This is a genomic window from Streptomyces cirratus (assembly GCF_014650775.1).
Classification (GTDB): Bacteria; Actinomycetota; Actinomycetes; order Streptomycetales; family Streptomycetaceae; genus Streptomyces; species Streptomyces cirratus.
On record NZ_BMVP01000001.1, the window covers coordinates 482020 to 501748 of the forward strand.

At 73.5% G+C, this 19729-nt stretch carries 22 protein-coding genes; 11 read left to right on the top strand and 11 right to left on the bottom strand.

Translation table 11 applies throughout. The annotated features are described in order from the left end of the window. Positions 1-10 precede the first annotated feature (10 nt). Positions 11-184, bottom strand: coding sequence for a hypothetical protein (locus tag IE207_RS02175; protein ID WP_190182263.1), 174 nt, complete (start codon positions 182-184; stop codon positions 11-13). Between the two features lie 106 nt (positions 185-290). Next, entirely contained in the window at positions 291-995 is a 705-nt protein-coding gene (gene npdG, locus IE207_RS02180; RefSeq protein ID WP_190182264.1) for an NADPH-dependent F420 reductase, read from the bottom strand. 102 nt (positions 996-1097) lie between these two features. On the opposite strand from npdG, the gene IE207_RS02185 reads away from it, so the two are divergent. Beyond that, the gene (locus tag IE207_RS02185) at positions 1098-1706 is read left to right on the top strand and encodes a hypothetical protein (protein ID WP_190182265.1); all 609 of its coding nucleotides are present in this window, start codon (positions 1098-1100) and stop codon (positions 1704-1706) included. Between the two features lie 24 nt (positions 1707-1730). Here the strand turns inward: IE207_RS02185 and IE207_RS02190 are convergent, their stop codons facing one another. After that, entirely contained in the window at positions 1731-1979 is a 249-nt protein-coding gene (locus tag IE207_RS02190) for a hypothetical protein (protein WP_190182745.1), read from the bottom strand. An 81-nt stretch (positions 1980-2060) separates the two neighbouring features. Here IE207_RS02190 and map point away from each other — a divergent pair, with 81 nt between their 5' ends. Further along, entirely contained in the window at positions 2061-2918 is an 858-nt protein-coding gene (map, locus tag IE207_RS02195) for a type I methionyl aminopeptidase (RefSeq protein ID WP_190182266.1), read from the top strand. Between the two features lie 157 nt (positions 2919-3075). Beyond that, positions 3076-3723, top strand: coding sequence for a biliverdin-producing heme oxygenase (locus IE207_RS02200; protein ID WP_190182267.1), 648 nt, complete (start codon positions 3076-3078; stop codon positions 3721-3723). Between the two features lie 109 nt (positions 3724-3832). On the opposite strand, the gene IE207_RS02205 is transcribed toward IE207_RS02200, so the two are convergent. After that, positions 3833-4492 carry a PhzF family phenazine biosynthesis protein gene (locus IE207_RS02205; protein WP_190182268.1) on the bottom strand — a complete coding sequence of 220 codons (660 nt, stop codon included), beginning with the start codon at positions 4490-4492 and terminating at the stop codon, positions 3833-3835. Positions 4493-4720: 228 nt separating this feature from the next. On the opposite strand from IE207_RS02205, the gene efeO reads away from it, so the two are divergent. Genes efeO through efeU form a run of 3 tightly spaced genes read left to right on the top strand, consistent with a single transcriptional unit; the run spans position 4721 to position 8060 of the window. After that, positions 4721-5857 carry an iron uptake system protein EfeO gene (efeO, locus tag IE207_RS02210; protein WP_190182269.1) on the top strand — a complete coding sequence of 379 codons (1137 nt, stop codon included), beginning with the start codon at positions 4721-4723 and terminating at the stop codon, positions 5855-5857. 35 nt (positions 5858-5892) lie between these two features. Beyond that, positions 5893-7176, top strand: a complete 1284-nt coding sequence (gene efeB / locus IE207_RS02215) for an iron uptake transporter deferrochelatase/peroxidase subunit (RefSeq protein ID WP_190182270.1) — start codon at positions 5893-5895, stop codon at positions 7174-7176. 26 nt (positions 7177-7202) lie between these two features. Further along, the gene (gene efeU / locus IE207_RS02220) at positions 7203-8060 is read left to right on the top strand and encodes an iron uptake transporter permease EfeU (protein ID WP_190182271.1); all 858 of its coding nucleotides are present in this window, start codon (positions 7203-7205) and stop codon (positions 8058-8060) included. A gap of 94 nt (positions 8061-8154) precedes the next feature. Here efeU and IE207_RS02225 read toward each other — a convergent pair whose 3' ends face one another. Together IE207_RS02225 and IE207_RS02230 are read right to left on the bottom strand one after the other, a co-directional pair. Beyond that, complete coding sequence (locus tag IE207_RS02225; RefSeq protein WP_190182272.1) at positions 8155-8904, bottom strand: bifunctional DNA primase/polymerase; 750 nt, start codon at positions 8902-8904, stop codon at positions 8155-8157. 155 nt (positions 8905-9059) lie between these two features. Further along, positions 9060-9698, bottom strand: a complete 639-nt coding sequence (locus IE207_RS02230) for a TetR/AcrR family transcriptional regulator (RefSeq protein WP_190182273.1) — start codon at positions 9696-9698, stop codon at positions 9060-9062. A gap of 99 nt (positions 9699-9797) precedes the next feature. On the opposite strand from IE207_RS02230, the gene ddaH reads away from it, so the two are divergent. Further along, complete coding sequence (gene ddaH, locus IE207_RS02235; RefSeq protein ID WP_373304665.1) at positions 9798-10661, top strand: dimethylargininase; 864 nt, start codon at positions 9798-9800, stop codon at positions 10659-10661. Between the two features lie 24 nt (positions 10662-10685). Here the strand turns inward: ddaH and IE207_RS02240 are convergent, their stop codons facing one another. Both IE207_RS02240 and IE207_RS02245 read right to left on the bottom strand, forming a co-directional pair. Next, entirely contained in the window at positions 10686-11711 is a 1026-nt protein-coding gene (locus tag IE207_RS02240) for a small ribosomal subunit Rsm22 family protein (RefSeq protein ID WP_190182275.1), read from the bottom strand. Between the two features lie 234 nt (positions 11712-11945). Beyond that, complete coding sequence (locus IE207_RS02245; protein ID WP_229873245.1) at positions 11946-13235, bottom strand: Bcr/CflA family multidrug efflux MFS transporter; 1290 nt, start codon at positions 13233-13235, stop codon at positions 11946-11948. A 107-nt stretch (positions 13236-13342) separates the two neighbouring features. Here IE207_RS02245 and IE207_RS02250 point away from each other — a divergent pair, with 107 nt between their 5' ends. Genes IE207_RS02250 through IE207_RS02260 form a run of 3 tightly spaced genes read left to right on the top strand, consistent with a single transcriptional unit; the run spans position 13343 to position 15600 of the window. Next, positions 13343-14104 (top strand): SDR family oxidoreductase, encoded by a 762-nt coding sequence (locus IE207_RS02250; protein WP_190182277.1) that lies wholly within the window; start codon positions 13343-13345, stop codon positions 14102-14104. A gap of 43 nt (positions 14105-14147) precedes the next feature. Continuing rightward, positions 14148-15026: a PhzF family phenazine biosynthesis protein gene (locus tag IE207_RS02255; RefSeq protein ID WP_190182278.1), complete on the top strand. Its 879-nt coding sequence runs from the start codon at positions 14148-14150 to the stop codon at positions 15024-15026. A gap of 13 nt (positions 15027-15039) precedes the next feature. Further along, positions 15040-15600 (top strand): GNAT family N-acetyltransferase, encoded by a 561-nt coding sequence (locus IE207_RS02260; RefSeq protein ID WP_190182279.1) that lies wholly within the window; start codon positions 15040-15042, stop codon positions 15598-15600. Between the two features lie 363 nt (positions 15601-15963). On the opposite strand, the gene yaaA is transcribed toward IE207_RS02260, so the two are convergent. Beyond that, complete coding sequence (yaaA, locus tag IE207_RS02265) at positions 15964-16764, bottom strand: peroxide stress protein YaaA (RefSeq protein ID WP_190182280.1); 801 nt, start codon at positions 16762-16764, stop codon at positions 15964-15966. Positions 16765-16905: 141 nt separating this feature from the next. On the opposite strand from yaaA, the gene IE207_RS02270 reads away from it, so the two are divergent. Next, the gene (locus IE207_RS02270) at positions 16906-18348 is read left to right on the top strand and encodes an RNB domain-containing ribonuclease (RefSeq protein ID WP_190182281.1); all 1443 of its coding nucleotides are present in this window, start codon (positions 16906-16908) and stop codon (positions 18346-18348) included. On the opposite strand, the gene IE207_RS02275 is transcribed toward IE207_RS02270, so the two are convergent. Continuing rightward, positions 18299-18952, bottom strand: coding sequence for a hypothetical protein (locus IE207_RS02275; protein ID WP_373304653.1), 654 nt, complete (start codon positions 18950-18952; stop codon positions 18299-18301). The genes IE207_RS02270 and IE207_RS02275 overlap by 50 nt on opposite strands. Further along, positions 18949-19668 (bottom strand): MerR family transcriptional regulator, encoded by a 720-nt coding sequence (locus tag IE207_RS02280; protein WP_190182282.1) that lies wholly within the window; start codon positions 19666-19668, stop codon positions 18949-18951. Before IE207_RS02280 ends, IE207_RS02275 begins: the two co-directional genes overlap by 4 nt. Positions 19669-19729 lie beyond the last annotated feature (61 nt).

Genomic DNA, 19729 nt, shown 5'->3' on the forward strand with positions numbered 1-19729 from the left:
GGCGGGCCGGTCAGGCCCGCTTCTCCGCCTTGGCCTTGCGGACGTAGTACCAGGCCATGTTGGAGGTCAGACCGGCCAGCAGGACCCAGACGATCCCGAGGAAGCTGCCCTCCACGAAGGCGACCACGGCCGCGGCCACGGACAGGGCGCAGACGACAACGGCGAACACGGCAAGGCGGGGCATTCGGCAGAGCTCCTCGGCGGCACAGAAGGGGTCGAGCCCCTCCAGTGTCCCCCATCCCCACCCCCCGGCCGCCCGGCGGACCCGGCGGCCTGCCGGGCCGGGGCGGTCAGACGTCCGTGATGCGCAGGGCCGCGTGGGACTTGTAGCGGCGGTTCGTGGAGATGAGGTTGGCGACCAGGGCTTCGACCTGGTGGGCGTTGCGCAGGCGGCCCGCGAAGACGCCGCGCATGCCCGGGACGCGGGCCGTGAGGGCCTGGACCAGGTCGGTGTCGGCGCGGGACTCGCCGAGGACCATCACGTCGGTGTCGATCTCCTCGACCGACTCGTCCTGGAGCAGCACCGCCGAGAGGTGGTGGAAGGCCGCCGTGACCCGGGAGTCGGGGAGCAGGGCTGCGGCCTGCTGGGCGGCGCTGCCCTCGGGGACCTCCAGGGCGTACGCGCCCTGCTTGTCGAAGCCGAGCGGGTTGACGCAGTCCACCACGAGCTTGCCCGCGAGGTCCTCGCGCAGCGCTTCGAGGGTCTTCGCGTGGCCTTCCCACGGCACCGCGATGATCACGATGTCACTGCGCCGCGCGCATTCGGCGTTGTCCGCGCCCTCCACGCCCAGGCCCAGTTCCGCTGCGGCGGCCCGCGCCCGGTCGGCGGCGCGGGAGCCGATGATCACCTTCTGGCCGGCCCGGGCGAAGCGGTACGCCAGGCCGCGACCCTGGTCGCCGGTGCCGCCGAGGACGCCGACGACGAGGCCCGAGACGTCCGGCAGGTCCCAGGGGTCCTTGGCCGGCGGCTTCTGCGTGCTGTCTGAGGAAGTCATGGGGGCAAAGGTACTGCCGAGTACCGTCGTCCCCCATACCCGTCGGGAGGCATCCCCGGCAAGTGCCCGCCGTGCGGGCTCCGTCTGCGGCAGGATGCCGCCATGGACGCCGTGAGGGTCGCGCTGCTGCGCGAGGTGCTCGCCGGTACGCAGTGGCCCGGGGCCGCGCGCCGGTTCGCCGGTTCGCTGCGGCGCTCGGTCGTGCCCGCCGGCGGGCACCTGCTGCTAGTGGGCACCGAGCGGTACGAGCCCTGGCACCTGGCCGCCCATCTGGTGGACGAGGCCGCCTGGTCGGGGCTGCCCGAGCTGGCGCCGACCCTGGTGCGCCACCGGGTGCGGCCGGGTGAGCCCCCGCACCTGTCGGTGGGGCTGAGCCGGCTGGAGGCGGCCCGGCGCGGGCACACCCTGCTGGTGGTGGCCCCGGAACAGCCGGGCGCGGGTCTGCTGGAGCGCGTCCACGACGCCCGCCGGGCGGGGGCGACCGTACTGTCCCTGGACGGCGGGGACCCCGACCTGGGCACGCTGGCCCACGAGGCGCTGTCGGTCCCGGACGCCACCGCCGAGCTGGACCTGGACACCGTGCAGCACCTGGTGAGCGCGGCGGCCGGGGAGAACAGCCTGCCCGGGCCGCGCGGCGGCCCGCGCCGGCTGCGGGACCGGCTGGCGCGGCTGGCCGACCAGCTCACCGCGCCGCCACCCAGCCGCTGGTAGGCGGGGGAACCGGAACCATCGGAACTAGGGAGAGGGCGTGCTCCCGTCCGCCTCGCCGTTCTCGCCGGTCTTGTCGTTCCACTTGGGGTCGTTCTGCCACTCCAGGTTCCGCTCCTCGGCGGTCTCCATGGCGTGGGCCGCCTCCTCGGGGCTGGAGTACGGGCCGAACCGGTCCTTGGCCGGGCACTCCGGGCCTTCCTCGACCTTGTGGTGGACCAGGCAGTAGTACCACTCGCCCGGTTTGCCCGTCTGGCGCTTCTTGAACAGGGCCATCGTCCGCCGGCTCCTCTCGTTGCGGCTCTCGCCGCTCTCTGCCGCCATGCTGCCCCATCACCGCTGGATACACTCGCTTGCATGTCTGGCCAGTCGCTGCTCGTTCCCGGCGAGCTCTCCCCCGCCCGTTCCGTTCCCGGCAACATCCGCCGGCCCGAGTACGTGGGCAAGCCCGGTCCCACGCCCTACACCGGACCGGAGGTGCAGACGCCCGAGACCATCGAGGCGATGCGCATCGCCGGCCGGATCGCCGCCCGGGCGATGGAAGAGGCCGCCAAGCACATCGCGCCGGGTGTGACCACCGACGAGCTGGACCGGGTCGCGCACGAGTTCATGTGCGACCACGGCGCCTACCCCTCGACGCTCGGCTACCGCGGCTTCCCGAAGTCCCTGTGCGCCTCGGTCAACGAGGTCATCTGTCACGGGATCCCGGATTCGACCGTCCTGCAGGACGGCGACATCGTGAACCTCGACGTGACCGCGTACATCGGCGGCGTGCACGGCGACAACAACGCCACCTACCTGTGCGGTGAGGTGGACGAGGAGTCGCGGCTGCTGGTGGAGCGCACCCGCGAGTCCCTGAACCGGGCCATCAAGGCGGTCAAGCCGGGCCGCCAGATCAATGTGATCGGCCGGGTCATCGAGTCGTACGCGAAGCGTTTCGGCTACGGCGTGGTCCGGGACTTCACGGGACACGGCATCAGCACGGCGTTCCACTCGGGTCTGATCATCCCGCACTACGACAGCCCGCACGCGACCACCGTCATCGAGCCCGGCATGACCTTCACCATCGAGCCGATGCTGACGCTGGGGACGCACGAGTACGACATGTGGGACGACGGCTGGACGGTCGTCACCAAGGACCGCAAGCGCACCGCGCAGTTCGAGCACACGCTGGTCGTGACCGACTCCGGGGCGGAGATCCTGACGCTGCCGTAGCGGTGGCGCCGGCGCCGGCGTCGGCGTCGGCGGAGGAGGTTTTGCCGACACGGCGTCGGGAAGACTGGCGGGGAGAAGCGGGTGGGGCGGCGTGCCGTCGCGCACGCCCGCGCCTCCTGCCGCTCGCCCCCCCTACGCGAACCCCCGGAGGTCCGCCTTGGACGCCTTCTCCACGGCCATCCGTGTCGCCTCGCACGAGCAGCACACCGAGGCCGAGACCTCGACGTTCATGAGCGACCTGCTGGGCGGCCGGCTCGGCGTGGCCGCGTACGCGCGCTACACCGAGCAGCTGTGGTTCGTGTACCGGGCGCTGGAGGACGCCGCCGAGGCGCTCCGGGGCGACCCGGTCGCCGGGCCGTTCATCCGGCCCGAACTGATGCGGGTCGCGCAGATCGAGCGGGACCTGGCGCACCTGCGCGGCCCGGGGTGGCGCGAGAGCCTCGCCGCCCTGCCCGCGACGCGGGCGTACGCGGACCGGGTCGCGCGGTGCGCGGCGACCTGGCCCGGCGGGTACGTCGCCCACCACTACACCCGCTACCTGGGCGACCTGTCGGGCGGCCAGATCATCCGGGACAAGGCGGAGCGGACCTGGGGCTTCGAGCGCAGGGGCGACGGCGTGCGGTTCTACGTCTTCGCGGACATCGCCAACCCGGCGGCGTTCAAGCGGGGTTACCGGGAGCTGCTCGACGCGATCGCCGCGGACGACCTGGAGAAGCAGCGCATCATCGACGAGTGCAAGCTCGCGTTCGACCTCAACGGCGCGGTCTTCCGCGAGCTGGGGGAACAGTTCCCCTTGACCGCGTAGGCCCTGACCGGACACTTCACCCGCCGCCCCGGCCCGCGGTTCCGGCCCGGGCTCAGGTCCGCAGTCCAGGCCCGGGCTCAGGCCCGCGCTCGGGGTGCGGGCCGGGGGGTCAGGGGTGCCGGGGGGCGAAGCGGACGCGGCCGCCGAGTTCGACCGTGCCGTCCGGGGCCGGGGCGGTGAGGATCTGGGAGCCCGCGCCCTGGGTGATGTTCAGGGCCCGGTTCAGCTCGGCCGTCAGCAGGATCGCCGCCGAGCCGGTGGCCTCGTCCTCGGCGATCACCCCGTCCGGGCGGCGCGGGAAGCCCCGGGCCCGGATCCGTCCGGCGGCCTCGTCCTCCCAGGCCCACGCGTACAGCCAGCCCTCCCCGGGCGGCGGGGCGGGCAGCGCGTCCACCTCCGCGGCGCTCGCGTACTGCTCGGTCCGCTTCCCCTCGACCCATTCGGGGCGGGCCGTGATCCAGGTGAACTCCCCGTCGTCGCGCGCCCAAACCGAGCCGGCCGGCGGCTGGAGTTCCTCGATGTCGAGCAGCCAGGCGACCCCGACCAGCGGGTGGCCCGCGAAGGCCATCCGGGTGCCCGGGGTGCGGATGTCGACGATCCCGCGTTCGGGGTCGTCGACGAAGACCGTTTCGCTGTACCCGAGCTCCGCCGCCAGGGCCTGCCGGGAGGCGTCGTCGGGGCAGGTGCGGCCGTCGCGCACGACTGCGAGCAGGTTGCCGTGACGGCCGTCGCCCGCACAGAAGACGGAGAGCACGTCGAGATCATTCACCCCGGCATTCAAGCACGCGCACCTTCCTTTACCTCCGCTTGACCTCCCCGTGGCTCGCCCGTGAGGGGGCCGTGACGGCCTCGTGTCCGGCGGGCAGCGGTGTGCGCCGAATCACTGGACGCGCGGCGCGAGGTCAGGTAAGCCTCGGTTAAGTTAGGTCCGCCTCACCGGCCGCCCCCATCCGACGGGGCGGCCGCCTGCCGAACGCCAGACCCGCCAGGAGCCCCCATGCGCCCCGCCCGCTTCACCGTCGTCACCGCGGCTGCCGCAGTGGCCGCGCTCACCGCCGTGACCGGCTGCGCCGAGAAGAGCGCGGGGGGCGCCGAGGGCACGGTCCAGGTCGCCGCCTCCGACAGCGCCTGCGGCGTCTCCAAGACGGAGTTCCCCGCGGGCAAGGTCACCATCGAGGTGGACAACAAGGGCTCCAAGGTCACCGAGGTCTACGTCCTCTTCCCGGACGACCGCATCGTCGCCGAGCGCGAGAACATCGGCCCCGGCACCAAGGCCACCATCACCGCCGAGATCAAGGCGGGCGACTACGTGGTCAACTGCAAGCCCGGCATGAAGGGCGACGGCATCCGCCAGAAGGTCAAGGCCACCGGTGGCGCCTCCGCCAAGCGCAGCCCCGAGCTGGACGCGGCCGTCGCCGAGTACCGCAAGTACGTGCTGGCGCAGGCCGACGAGTCCCTCCCCGCGGTCAAGACGTTCACCGATGCCGTCCGTGCCGGTGACGTGGAAGCCGCGAAGCAGGCGTTCGCCCCGTCGCGGCGCGGCTGGGAGCGCACCGAGCCGGTCGCGGAGTCCTTCGGCGACATCGACCCGAAGACCGACGTCCGCGAGGACGGCCTGGAACCGGGTCAGAACTGGACCGGCTGGCACCGCCTGGAGAAGGCGCTGTGGGCCGACAACAAGATCGGCGACGAGGAGAAGGCCCTCGCCTCCCAGCTGGACACCGACATCGCCGAGTGGCACAAGCGCGTGGGCACGGCGGAGATCACGCCCACCTCCATGGCGAACGGCGCCAAGGAGCTGCTGGACGAGGTCGCCCGCAACAAGGTCACCGGCGAGGAAGACCGCTACAGCCACACCGACCTGGCCGACTTCAAGGCCAACGTCGAGGGCGCCGACAAGGTCTACGAGCTGCTCAAGCCGGTCGCCGCGAAGAACGACCCGCAGCTCGGCAAGACGCTCGACACCCAGTTCGCCGCGCTGGACACGCTGCTCGACAAGCACCGCGCGGACAAGAACGGCTACGACTTCACCTCCTACGACAAGGTCGGCGACGCGGAGCGCAAGGAGCTCTCGGACGCCGTGAACGCGCTGGCCGAGCCGCTCTCCAAGCTGGCCGCAGCGGTCGCGAAGTAACGGTCGGGAACAGCGGAGCAGGTGGGAGGACCGGGATGACTGACTCGGAATCGGTGACGGTGGAAGAGCACGACGGCGCCCGTGAGGGGGCCACGGCGCCCTCACGGCGGGCCGTCCTCGGCTGGGGCGGGGCCGGGCTGGCGCTGGGCGCCGCCGCGGCCGGCGGCGCGGTCGCGGCGTTCGGTGGCGGCTCGGACGTGGTGCCCGCGGCATCGGCCGGGGCGGCCGTGCCGTTCCACGGCGAGCACCAGGCCGGCATCGCGAGCGCCGTCCAGGACCGCCTGCACTTCGCGGCCTTCGACGTGAAGACCAAGGACCGCGAGGAGCTGATCAAGCTCCTCAAGGACTGGACCGAGGCGGCCCGGCTGATGACGGCCGGGCACCCGGTCGGCGAGGGCGGCTTCGGCGGCCTCCCGGAGGCTCCGCCGGACGACACGGGTGAGGCGCTGGGCCTCAAGCCCTCCCGGCTCACCCTGACCATCGGTTTCGGCCCGGGCCTGTTCGCCAAGGACCGCTTCGGGCTGGAGGACAAGCGCCCCGAGGCACTGGTGGACCTGGAGCAGTTCCCGGGCGACAACCTGGACCCGGCCCGCTCCGGCGGCGACCTCTGCGTCCAGGCATGCGCGGACGACCCGCAGGTCGCGGTGCACGCCATCCGCCAGCTGGCCCGCATCGGCTTCGGCAAGACGGCGGTCCGCTGGTCGCAGCTCGGCTTCGGCAAGACCTCGTCCACCACCCCCGACGCGCAGACCCCGCGCAACATGATGGGCTTCAAGGACGGCACCCGGAACATTGCGGGCACCGACCGGGCGGCACTCGACGAGCACGTCTGGGCGGCCGCCTCCGACGGCAGCGCGTGGATGGCCGGAGGCTCGTACCTGGTCGCCCGCCGCATCCGGATGCACATCGAGAGCTGGGACCGCACCTCCCTCCAGGAGCAGGAGGACGTCTTCGGCCGTGACAAGGGCGAGGGCGCTCCCGTCGGCAAGTCCAAGGAGCGGGACGAGCCCTTCCTCAAGGCCATGAAGCCGGAGGCACACGTCCGCCTCGCCCACCCGGACAGCAACAACGGTGCGAGGATCCTGCGCCGCGGCTACTCCTTCACGGACGGCACGGACGGGCTGGGCCGCCTCGATGCGGGCCTGTTCTTCCTCGCCTACCAGCGGGACGTCCGCAAGGGATTCATCCCGGTCCAGCGCAACCTGTCGAAGAACGACGCGCTCAACGAATACATCCAGCACGTGGGTTCGGCCGTCTTCGCCGTCCCGCCGGGCGTCCGCGACAAGGACGACTGGTGGGGCCGGACGCTGTTCGCGTAGACCTGTAGACGCGTAGGAGGAACCACGTGTTCAGCAATTACCTGATCGGTCTGCGCGAGGGGCTGGAAGCCAGCCTCGTCGTCTGCATCCTCATCGCCTACCTGGTGAAGACCGGCCACAAGGACAGGCTCGGGCCGCTGTGGCTGGGTGTCGGCCTGGCTGCCGCCCTCAGCCTCGGCTTCGGTGCGGCGCTGGAATTCGGTACGGAGCAGCTGACGTTCGAGGCGCAGGAGGCGATCGGCGGGTCCCTGTCGGTGGTCGCCGTGGGCCTGGTGACCTGGATGGTCTTCTGGATGAAGCGCACGGCGCGCCACTTGAAGACGGAACTGCACGAGAAGCTGGACGCGGCCCTCGCCATGGGCACCGGCGCCCTGGTGACGACGGCGTTCCTCGCCGTGGGCCGCGAAGGCCTGGAGACGTCCCTGTTCGTGTGGCGCTCGGTGAAGGCGGCCGGCGACGGTGCGGGCCCGCTGGCCGGTGTGCTGCTGGGCATCGGCAGCTCCGTGCTGCTGGGCTGGCTGTTCTACCGGGGGGCCCTGCGCATCAACCTCGCCAAGTTCTTCACCTGGACCGGCGGCATGCTGGTCGTGGTCGCGGCGGGCGTGCTGGCGTACGGGGTCCACGACCTCCAGGAGGCCCGGTTCCTGCCCGGCATCATGACCAAGGCGTTCGACATCAGCGACACGATCCCGCCGGACAGCTGGTACGGGACCCTGCTGAAGGGGACGTTCAACTTCCAGCCGGACCCGACCGTGGTCCAGCTCGTGGTGTGGGCGGTGTACCTGCTGGCGGTGCTCAGCCTGTTCCTGGCGCCGTCGGCGGTCAAGGGCCGGGGCGGGCAGGCCGAGCCCGCGGGCCGGCAGCCGGCGCAGGCACAGGGCTAGGCCCGGCCGCACGGGCGGCGCAGGCACAGGGCTGGACCGCGAACGGCGACGGGCCGGACGACTGCTGTCGTCCGGCCCGTCGCCGTTCGCCGGGTCAGCGGCCCAGGGGCCAGGCCACGGCGGCGGGGGTCTGATCGGAGGTGCCCGCGTACTGGGCGCAGGCGTCGGTCAGGGTTTCGAGCAGCGTCAGCGGGTCCGGCAGGGGGTGTTCCACGCCGCGCAGCCAGGCGACGCCCTGCTCACCCGGCAGGGCGGCCGGCGGTACGAGGACGTAGCTGCCCCGGCAGTGCCAGCGCAGGCCGGGGTGCTCGTCCATCGTCTCGGGGTGGCAGTCCAGTTCGCAGGGCCACCACTCGTCCTCGTCCTCCGGCGTCCCCCGGGTCGCCGTGAAGAACAGCATGCGGGCCTGGTCGCCCGTTCCGCCGGATTCGGCTACCGGTCCGACCTCCACGCCGGCCGCCGTCAGCCTGGTCAGGGCGTCGCGTCCGGCTTCCAGGGGGACGTCCAGGACGTCGTGGACCATGCCGGTCGCGGTGATGAAGTTGGCCTGGGGGTGGTTGCGCGCCCATCGTTCGATCTGCGCGCGGTCGGTGGTGGCCTGGGTCTGCCAGGCGAAGGAGACCGGGTGCCGCGCGGGCGTCGGACAGCCGATGCGGTCGCACGAACACCGGTAACCGGCCGGATGGGCGGCGGGGGCGATCGGGAGGCCGGCGGCGGCGACGGCCAGGAGGAGGGCCTCGCGTTCCCCGGCCGGGTCTTCGGGAGCCGGTTTCGAGCGGCGGCGCAGCCACTGGGAAATCCTGCTCTGCTCGCCGCGTTTGACGCGGCCGGACTCGGACCCCATCTATCCCCTCACCTCACCGTTGCCCCCGGCGGACCTTCCCATGGTCCCACCCTCCGGGGTGCCGGGTGACCGCACCCCCGCATCGGGCCCGCCCATAACAGCAGAATTCGGCCATATGTTCTCGGTCACGCGGACCCGTGGCCGGTCCCGGGTGTTTACGCGGTGGCCACCACCGCGTCCACCAGCGCGTCCGCGAACGCGTGGCTCAGGGGAGCCGTCCGCAGCAGCCAGCGGTACGTCAGCGGGCCGAGCAGCATCTCCGTCATCAGTCGCAGATCCGCTCCCTCCGCGAGCTGCCCCACGGCCCGCGCGCTGCGCAACCGGTCCTCGTAGAGGGCGAGCTGGGGGGCCAGCAGCCGCTCGGTGAAGCGCGCCGCGAGTTCCGGGTCGGTCGCCCCGGCGGCGGTCAGGGCGCGCAGCGGTGCGTCGTACGCCGGGTCGTTGAACTCGTCCACCGTGGCCCGCAGCACCTGCTTCAAGTCGGCGGCCAGGTCGCCGGTGTCCGGGAGCCCGGTCCTGCCGTCCGCCGTGGGCGCGTCGCCGGCCAGCGCCAGGGAGGCGTCGAGCAGCACGGCGGCCTTCGAGGGCCACCAGCGGTAGATGGTCTGCTTGCCGACCCCCGCGCGGGCGGCGATGGCCTCGATGGTCAGCTTGTTGTAACCGACCTCCCCGACGAGGGCGAGCGCGGCGTCCAGGATGGCCCGCCGGGACCGGTCGCTGCGGCGGGCGGGGTCGGGGGCCTTGCCGCCGGCCGGCGCGGTCTCGGGTGTCTTCGTGTGGGGAGTCCTGCTCATGCCCTCAACGTATCAACGCGAGACGGACCGTCTCTGGTTCCGGTCATTCCGATAAACCACCCAATCAGTTCACTGCGCGGTCCACGTTGAGGAGAGACGATTCTCTGCACACGCACAGCACACGCACCGCGAGTCAGTCGTGAGGAGCCTTCTTTGCGCAGAGACGCCACACCCCGGCGCTACCTGATGTGCCCACCCGCGCACTTCAAGGTCACGTACTCCATCAACCCGTGGATGGACCCCGCGAAACCGGTGGACCTGCCCCTCGCACAAGCCCAGTGGGAAGACCTCAGGGACCGCTACCGCGCCCTCGGCCACACCGTCGAGACCCTCGTCCCCGACCCCGCGCTGCCGGACATGGTCTACGCGGCCAACGGCGCCCTGGTCGTCGACGGCCGCGTACTCGGGGCCCGGTTCGCCTACGCGGAACGCTCCGCCGAGGCGGAGATCCACCTGGAGTGGTTCCGGACCCACGGCTTCCGGGACATCCACGAGCCGTCCCACATCAACGAGGGCGAGGGTGACTTCGCCGTCACCGCCACGTACATCCTGGCGGGCCGGGGCTACCGTTCCAGCCCGCTCTCGCACGACGAGGCGCAGGAGTTCTTCGGCCGCCCCGTCATCGGCCTCGACCTCGTCGACCCGCGCTTCTACCACCTGGACACGGCCCTGTGCGTCCTGGACGGCGACGAGATCATGTACCACCCGCCGGCCTTCTCGCCCGGCAGCCAGGCCGTCCTGCGGCGGCTGTTCCCCGACGCCCTGATCGTGAACGAGGAGGACGCGGCGGCCTTCGGCCTGAACTCCGTCTCCGACGGCCTGCACGTGCTGCTCCCCCAGGCGGCTGCGGGCCTGCTCAAACCCCTGCGCGACCGGGGCTTCGAGCCGATCCCGATGGACCTGGGCGAGCTGCTCAAGGGCGGCGGCAGCATCAAGTGCTGCACGCAGGAGCTGCGGCCCTGACGGCGCCCTGACCCCCCGAAGGGATCAGCGGGACTCGGGGGCGGGCGGCCACTCCTGCCCCCAGTCGGCGTCCCGCGCCGCCTTGTAGAGGTCACCGTGGCGCTTGGTCACGGTGGCCCGGGTCAGGCCGTCCTGCGGCGGACCGCACAGGTCCAGCAGGACCAGCCCCTTCCGGATCTGCGGCCTGCGCGTGATCCGGGAGGCGGCCGGCTCCACGGGGAAACGCGTCGCGGCGACGTAGCTGAACTTCTCGTCCTCGTACGGGAGGGAGCCGCCCTTGATCTTCCGGTGCAGAGAGGAACGGCTGACCCGCGCCGAGAAGTGGCACCAGTCCTGGCCGACCTCGATCGGGCAGGCCGCGTCGTGCGGGCAGGGCGCGGCCACCGTCATCCCGGCCCCGATCAGCTGCTCGCGGGCCTCCCGGATGCGCAGGTAGCCCTCGGGGGTGCCCGGCTCGATCAGCACGACCGCGCGGCCGGTGCGCGCCGCCTCGGCGACGACCGCCCGGCGGGCCTCCACGGTGAGTTCCCCGAGCACGTAGGACACGGTCACGAGGTCCGCCTCGGGGATCGTGGTCCCGGAGCCGATGACGGCCCGGCGCCACTCGGCCGCGCGGAGCACGGGCGAGGAGGAGCGGGACGCCAGTTCCCGGCCCAGGGCGAGTGCCGGCTCCGCCCAGTCGAGCACCGTCGTGGTGCGCGGGCCGTCCCAGACGGCGTCCGCCGCCCAGGTCGCGGCGCCGGTGCCGCCGCCCACGTCGACGTGCGAGAGCGGCGACCATTGCGGCACGGCCTGCGCCAGGGCGTCCAGGGCGGAACGTACGGCCTCGAAGGTGGCGGGCATCCGGTAGGCCGCGTACGCCGCCACGTCCGAGCGGTCGCGCAGTACGGGCACGTCGGTGGGGGTCGTGCCGCGGTAGTTGGCGATCAGCCGCTCGACGGCGGCCGAGACCTGCTTCGGCGGGAGCCCGTCGAGCAGCCCGCCGAGCGCGGAGCGCAGGGTCTCGGCGGTGGTGGGACCGGAAGCGGGAAGGGCGGCGGAGGCGTTCACCTGGGAAGTTTACGGCGCCCCCCGCACCCCCCGCCCCCACGCCCTTCCCCGGCGGCAGCCGCCACCACCCGGCGCCGGCCACGCCCCCGACGACAGTCCGCGCCGGCAGCCGGCCCGCCCGAGTCCCGGAGGGCACCCGGCGCCGGCCCGCCCAGCCGCCGGCGCCCCGGCGGAGCCGGCGTCCGTCGGACCGGTTATCCGGCTATCCGGCTATCCGGCTATCCGGCTATCCGGCTATCCGGCAGCAGCCATCGGCTCGCGGTTCTGCCACGGGCGGCACAGTCCGAGGAAGCAGGCCGCCGACAGCAGCGCGCAGACGAGCTGGACGAGGGCCATCGGCACCGCCGTGTCCTCCCCCGCGATGCCGACCAGCGGCGAGGCGACCGCCCCGACCAGGAACGAAGACGTGCCGAGCAGCGCCGACGCCGACCCCGCGGCGTGCGGCGTCCGCATCAGCGCCTGCGCGTTGGTGTTCGGCATCAGCACGCCCATCGCCGACATCAGCACGAACAGCCCGGCCGCCATCGGCAGCAGCCCGACCTTCCCGAACGCCCCGCTCGCCATCAGCAGCAGCGCGACCGAGTCCACGGTGACGACGGCGAGCCCGCAGGCCAGGACCTTGTCCAGGCTGACCCGGCCCACCAGCAGCTTGCCGTTGATCTGGCCGACCGCTATGAGGCCGACCGAGTTCACGCCGAACAGCAGGCTGAACTGCTGCGGCGAAGCCCCGTAGATCTCCTGGACCACGAACGGCGAGGCGGAGATGTACGAGAACAGCACCGCGAACGCGAAGCCGCCGGCCAGGGTGTACCCGGCGAAGACCCGGTCACCGAGCAGCCCGCGCATCGTGCGCAGGGCGGCGCCCACGCCCCCGGTGTGACGCCGCTCGGGCGGCAGCGTCTCGTCGAGCCTCCGCCACACCACCAGGGTCAGCGCCGTGCCGATGGCGGTGAGGATGACGAAGACCCCGCGCCAGTCGGCGTAGCGCAGCACCTGGCCGCCGATGAGCGGGGCGACGATCGGGGCGGCGCCGGAGATCAGCATCAGAGTGGAGAAGAACCGGGCCATCTCGACCCCGTCGTACAGGTCTCGCACGACGGCGCGGGCGATGACGATCGCCGCCGAGCCGGCCAGGCCCTGGACCAGCCGGAAGCCGACCAGCAGTTCGGTGGTGGGGGCGAGCGCGCAGACGGCGGTGGCCAGCACGTAGACGATCATGCCGGTCAGCAGGGGCCTGCGGCGTCCCCATTTGTCACTCATCGGGCCGATGACGAGCTGACCCAGTGCCATGCCCGCGAGGCAGGAGGTCAGGGTCAGCTGAACCGTGGCAGCCGGGCTGTGCAGGGCGGAGGTGACCTGCGGCAGCGCCGGCAGGTACATGTCCATGGACAGCGGCGGCAGTGCGGTCAGCCCGCCGAGTATGAAGGTGACGAGCAGACCGGTCCGGCGGGCCGCGTGAGGAGAGCTCTGGACGGCGGACGACGGCTTCCGCTCGCGGGCCGTCCCGGGGGCTCTCTCCGACATGCGGGACTCCACTCTCTTCGTGTGTTTTCGCACCCTTGACCGACCCATGCTCTCAGCTGTCGGAACGCCCGTGGGCGAACGTCCGCCGTGACGTACTCTGCGGCCCCATGAACGCACCTGGGAAGAAGATCGCTGTGGTGACCGGGGCCGGCTCCGGCATCGGCCGCTCCGTCGCCCTCGCCCTGGCGGCCGCGGGCTGGTCGGTGGCGGTGGCCGGACGCCGTCCGCAGCCGCTGGAGGACACCGCGGAGGCGGCCGGGGCCGGCGCCGACATGCTGTGCGTACGGGCGGACGTGAGCGATCCGCACGAGGTGGACGCCCTCTTCGGGGCCGTACGCGAGCGGTACGGGCGGCTCGACCTGCTCTTCAACAACGCCGGCACCTTCGGCCCCGGCGGGGTCCCGCTGGAGGACATCACGTACGAGGCCTGGCGCTCGGTCGTGGACGTCAACCTGACCGGTTCCTTCCTGTGCGCGCAGGCCGCGTTCCGCCTGATGAAGGCCCAGGACCCGCAGGGCGGCCGGATCATCAACAACGGCTCCATCTCGGCACACGTGCCACGCCCGAACTCCATCGCCTACACCGCGACCAAACACGCCATGACCGGGCTGACGAAGTCGCTGTCGCTGGACGGGCGGCCGTACCGGATCGCGTGCGGGCAGATCGACATCGGCAACGCGGCGACCGAGATGACGGAGCGGATGCAGAGCGGCATCCTCCAGGCCAACGGGCAGCTGGCCGCGGAGCCGGTGATGGACGCGGCCGACGTGGCGCGCACGGTGGTGCACATGGCCGAGCTGCCGCTGGAGGCCAACGTGCAGTTCGCGACGGTGATGGCGACGGCCATGCCGTACATCGGGCGGGGCTGAGCGGACGGGAATGCCGCGCGCCTTCCCGGGAGTTGGGCCGATCATGACTGCTGATACGACGGGACCTGCACCGGTACTGCGCTACACCGCCTTCTCCACCGACCCCGAGGGCGGCAACCCCGCAGGGGTCGTGCTCGACGCGAGCGGGATGGACGACGGGCGGATGCTCGCGATCGCGGCGGAGCTGGGCTACAGCGAGACCGCGTTCCTGACGGCCCCGCCGCGGGACCTGGGCGCCGAGCCGGGGCGGGGCTTCACGCTGCGGTTCTTCAGCCCGAAGGCGGAGGTCTCCTTCTGTGGGCACGCCACCGTGGCCACCGCCGTGGCGCTGGGCGAGCGGATCGGTCCGGGCGAACTCGTCTTCGCGACCCCGGCGGGCACCGTGCCGGTCTCGGTGACGCAGGCCGACGGGAGCCTGCGGGCCGTCCTGACCAGCGTCGAGCCGCACACCGAGGCCGTGTCCCCCGAGGACCTCGCGGAGGCGCTGGCCGCGCTGGACTGGCCGGCCGGCGACCTCGACCCGGCCTTCCCGCCGCGCATCGCCTACGCCGGGGCCCGCCACCTCGTGCTCGGCGCCGCGACCCGCGCCCGCCTGGCGGGGCTGGACTACGACTTCGCCCGGCTGGAGGCGCTGATGCGCCGCCTGGACCTCACCACGGTCCAGTTGGTGTACCGCGAGGGCCCGGAGCTGTTCCACGTACGGGACCCGTTCCCGGTCGGCGGCGTCGTCGAGGACGCCGCCACGGGGGCGGCGGCCGCCGCGTTCGGGGCGTACGCGCGCGAACTAGGGCTGGTCCCGGACGGTGCGACGCTGACGCTGCTCCAGGGCGAGGACATGGGCCGGCCCGGGGTCCTGACGGTGGAACTGCGGCCGGGGGACGCCCGGGTGCGGGTGGGCGGCGCCGCGGTGGCCATCGCGTGACGGGCGCGGCCGCGTGATCGGCGTGTACGAGGTGCTCCCGGCCGGGCTCGCCGCGCAGGTCGAGGCGTTGGAGGCGGCGGCGTGGCCCGGCGCCGGGGCGGGCCACGACCCGGCGCTGTCCCCGCGCACCGTGGTGCTGTGGGACGGGGCCGGGCAGGGGGCGGTGGCCGCCTGCCTGACGCTGCTGCGCAAGGAGATCCGGCTCGGGGGCGGCACGTACCGCGCGGCCGGGCTGAGCGCGGTGGTGACCCGGCCGGAGCTGCGCGGGCGGGGCCTCGGCGGCCGCCTGGTGACGGCGGCCCGTGAGGTGCTGGCCGCCGACCCGGAGGTGGACGTGGCGCTGTTCAGCTGCGACCGGGAGCTGACGCCGTTCTACGAGGCGGCCGGCTTCGAACGCCTTCCCGGTACGGTCCTGCTCGGCGGCACCCCGGCCGATCCGCTGCCGAGCGACCGGCCCGGCTTCGACAAGGCCGTCCTGGCAGCCTTCTTCACCCCGGACCCCGCGTCCACCCGCGCGGTATTCACCTCCACCCGCATCCCGCTGTACCCGGGCCTGACCGACCGCCTCTGGTAACGCGCCTCCCGGCCCGGTGGCCGCGATGGGCTGGCCCCAGCCTCTGCGGGCCGGGCGCGGAGCCCGCACCGCACCCGGGGCCGGGCCGGGCCGCTCGGAGCGCCGTCGGGGTCGGGCGCGGAACCCCCACCGAGAGGCCCGCGCCAGGGCCGGGACGGACCGGAGCCCACGCCGGATGGGGCTCAGTGCCTGCGCCGCGCCCGGCGGCCGCCCGGGCCGAAACCCCCGCCGGGGCGCGCTCGGGTCCCGCGCCGGGGCCGGGACGGAGGCCCGCGTCGGGCTCCCAGGACCCGCCGGGGCCGGGACGGAGGCCCGCGTCGGGGCTCCCAGGACCCGCCGGGGGGCTACGTCGGTGACGGTGAGTCAGTGGATCCGGGTGACCACGACGTCCAGCGACCAGGGCTTCGCCGGCTTGGCCGGCTGCTGTGGCTCCACCACGTAGCCCAGCTCCCGCAACGCCTCCACCAGCTCCGCAGGGCTGTCCGGAACACCGCCCGCCAGCAGCAGGTCCCGTACCAGCCGGCCCTTCGTCGCCTTGTTGAAGTGGCTGACCACCGACCGCTTCTCCACCCCGTCGACCAGCTGGGAGTGCAGCACCCGCACGGTCGCCGTCCGCCCCACGACCTCCCCCTTCGGCTTCCAGGCCGACGCGTACGCGGAAGAGCGCAGGTCCAGCACGAGGCCCTCCCCCGCCGCCTCCGGCATGACCTCCGCCATCGGCCCCCGCCAGTACGCCCCCAGCGCCCCGAGCCCCGGCAGCCTGACGCCCATCGAGCACCGGTAGGAGGGGATCCGGTCCGTCGTCCGCACCGCGCCCCACAGCCCGGAGAACACCAGCAGCGACCGCTCGGCCAGCGCCCGCGCCGCCTCCGGAAGGCCGGCCAGGCCGAGGGCGTCGTACAGCACCCCCGTGTAGAGCTCCCCGGCGGGCCGCGCGGGCGCCGACCGCAGCTCCGCGTTCTTGGCGACCTCGCCCCGCAGGCCCTCGCTCAGGCCCAGCACCTCGCGCGCCTTCGTCTCGTCGGCCGCGCACAGTTCGACCAGCTCGTCGAGGACGGCCGCCCGCGCCCCGGCCAGCCCGGGCAAGGACAGCGAACCGGGGTCCAGCGGTGCGCCGGAGCCCCCGGCGGCCTTTCCCTCGGAGGGCGGCAGCAGCACGAGCACGGTGGTTCTCCTTCGGTACGGCACGGCGCAGGGGGTGCGGCCCCCGGCGCCCAGCGTAGACGGCGCGGCGCAGCCTGCCCGACGCGTCCACCCGCCGGGACTCGACGGGCATTCCGGGCCCGCCCCCCATAGGCTCGGTCCATGCCACGCCGTCACCTGCACATGACCGGCGCGGACGGGGCTGCTCTGCGGGCCGCGCTACGCGAACTGCGGACGAGGCTGGCCGTGCCGGCGCAGTTCCCCGCCGCCGTGCTCGCCGAGGCCGAACGGGCCGCCGCGCACCCCCGTCTCCCCTCGGCCGACGAGACCGGCATCCCCTTCTTCACCATCGACCCGCCCGGCTCCGTCGACCTCGACCAGGCCATGCACCTGGCGAAGCGTCCCTCCGGCGGCTACCGGGTGCACTACGCGATCGCCGACGTCGCCGCCTTCGTCACCCCCGGCGGCGCCCTCGACACCGAAGCCCACCGCCGGGTCACCACCCTCTACTTCCCCGACGGGAAGGTCCCGCTGCACCCGCCGGTGCTCTCGGAAGGCGTGGCCAGCCTGCTGCCCGACCGGACCTGCCCCGCGCTCGTGTGGCGGTTCGACCTGGATGCCGACGGCCGGGTGGAGCACGCCGAGGTGCGCCGGGCCCTGGTGCGCAGCCGGGCGAAACTCGACTACGCCACCGTCCAGAAGGCCATCGACTCCGGCACGGCGGACGAGGCGCTCGCGCTGCTCAAGGTCATCGGGACGCTCCGCGAGTCCCTGGAGGTGGAGCGCGGCGGCATCTCCCTGAACGTGCCCGAGCAGGAGATCGTGGAGCAGGACGGCTCGTACTCCCTCGCCTACCGGGCACCGCTCCCGGCGGACGCCTGGAACGCCCAGATGTCGCTGATGACGGGGATGGCCGCCGCGGACCTGATGCTCGCCGCCGGGACCGGGGTCCTGCGCACCCTCCCCAGCGCCCCGGACGGCGCGGTCGGCCGGCTGCGGCGCGCGGCGAAGGCCCTGCGGATCGACTGGCCCCACCACGTCCCGTACGCGGAACTCGTCCGCTCCCTCGACCCGCGCCTGCCCGCGCACGCCGCCTTCCTCCAGGAGTGCACGACGTTGCTGCGCGGCGCCGGGTACACGGCCTTCACCCCCGGCGAGACCCCCGATCCACTGCTGCACGCCGCGGTGGCCGCCCCCTACGCGCACTGCACCGCGCCGCTGCGCCGGCTGGTCGACCGGTACGCCGGCGAGCTGTGCGTTGCGGCGTCCGCCGGGACCGAACCACCGGAGTGGGCCGTCTCCGCCCTCCCGGCACTGCCGCACGAGATGGCAGAGGGCACCCGGCTGGCGAACACGGCGGAGCGGGAGTGCGTGGACCTGGTCGAGGCCGCCCTGCTCAAGGACCGGGTCGGCGACACCTTCGAGGCGACGGTGATCGACGTCAAGGAACACGAACCGCAGGTCGGCACGGTCCACCTGGAGGACCCGGCGGTGGTCGGCCGCATCGAGTCCCCCGCGGCCGCCCTCCCCCTCGGCGAACGCATCCGTGTCCGCCTCACCCGGGCCGACCCGGGCACGTCCAAGATCCTCTTCGCCCCGGCCTAGGCGGCGCCGGGTGCGCGCCGCAGGGCCGCGACCACCGCGCGGGGGTCGTCGGGTGGAAGCGGACCGTACGGGCCCGCGCGGGGGCGCCGAGCGGCCGGACGAAGTCCAGCGGCCGGGCCAGCTCCAGGGTCACCGTGGTCTGACCGCCGACGACCAGGTCGAGCACCCCGTCCTCGGACACCGTGACGAGCCGCCCCTGCGGATGGCGGCGCTCCACCCGGGCGGAGGCCACCGCGTCCGGCGGGACGGTCAGGCCGAACAGGACCCCGTAGCGGATCCGCAGCGACCCGTCGGCGCGGACGACGTGCGGCCGCTGCACGCAGGCGGCGTGCAGGGCGAGCACCGCCAGGACCCCGTACACGTCGAGGACCAGCATCACCGCGTCCACGACGGTCCAGGGGATGAGGAGTTCCAGCGCGACCGTCTCGACCAGGGCCACGAACAGCAGCCCGTACAGCATGGCCGTCTGGGGTCCGGTGTACCCGGCGGCGACGTCGCCCCCGCCGACCCCCTGCGGCGGTCTGCGCAGCGCCCACCGCCCGAGCGAGGCGGCCGCCCGCAGTTCGTTGCCCACCAGCCGCCGCGCGACCCGTGCGCCCTTCATACCGGGCCCCGTTCCACGAAGGCGGCCATGACCCGGCGTACGACCTCCGCCTGTGCGGGGGCGTACTCGGCGAGCAGGGCCTCCTTGAACCCGGGCAGGTCCGGGCCCGTGCCGGGCGGGATGGCCGCGAACGCCTCGTCGGGGACGGCCGCCACCATGTCGGCGGCGAGCGCCGGGATGCGGGGGTCATCGGCCGGGGCGTCGGCCAGCGCGTCCAGCCGCTCGTACAGGGCGAGAACGGCCGGGTCGGCGGCCAGGGGGGCCAGCGCGGCGTACAGCTCCTGGCTCCCGGCGCCGGTCGCGTCGAGCAGCGTCAGGTGCTCCCGGTCGAGCGCGGCGCTGGGCGAGGCCGTCGGCGGTGCCTCGGCGAACAGCCCGGCGAGCGCGGGCGGGAGGTCCCCGTCGGACAGCTCCGCGAGCCGCCGCCTGCGTTCGGCCAGTTCGGCCTGTTGCCCGGCCAGGTCGGCGTCGAGCTCCGCGAGGATCTCGGCGAGCTCGCGCCCCGCGTCGTCGGCGAGGACGTCCCGCACCTCGTCCAGGCTCAGCCCGAGCTCGGTCAGCCGTCGTACGCGGGCCAGCAGGACGGCGTCCCGCACGGTGTACGCCCGGTAGTGGTTGGCCAGCCTCGCCGGCTCGGGGAGCAGGCCGATGTGGTGGTAGTGGCGTACGGCCCTGGTCGTGACTCCCGCCAAGGCGGCGATTTCTCCGATCCGCATGGCGCCCAGTAGAAACCCTGCCGCTGCGGCAAGGTCAAGCCGTGACGGTGCAGCCGGTAGC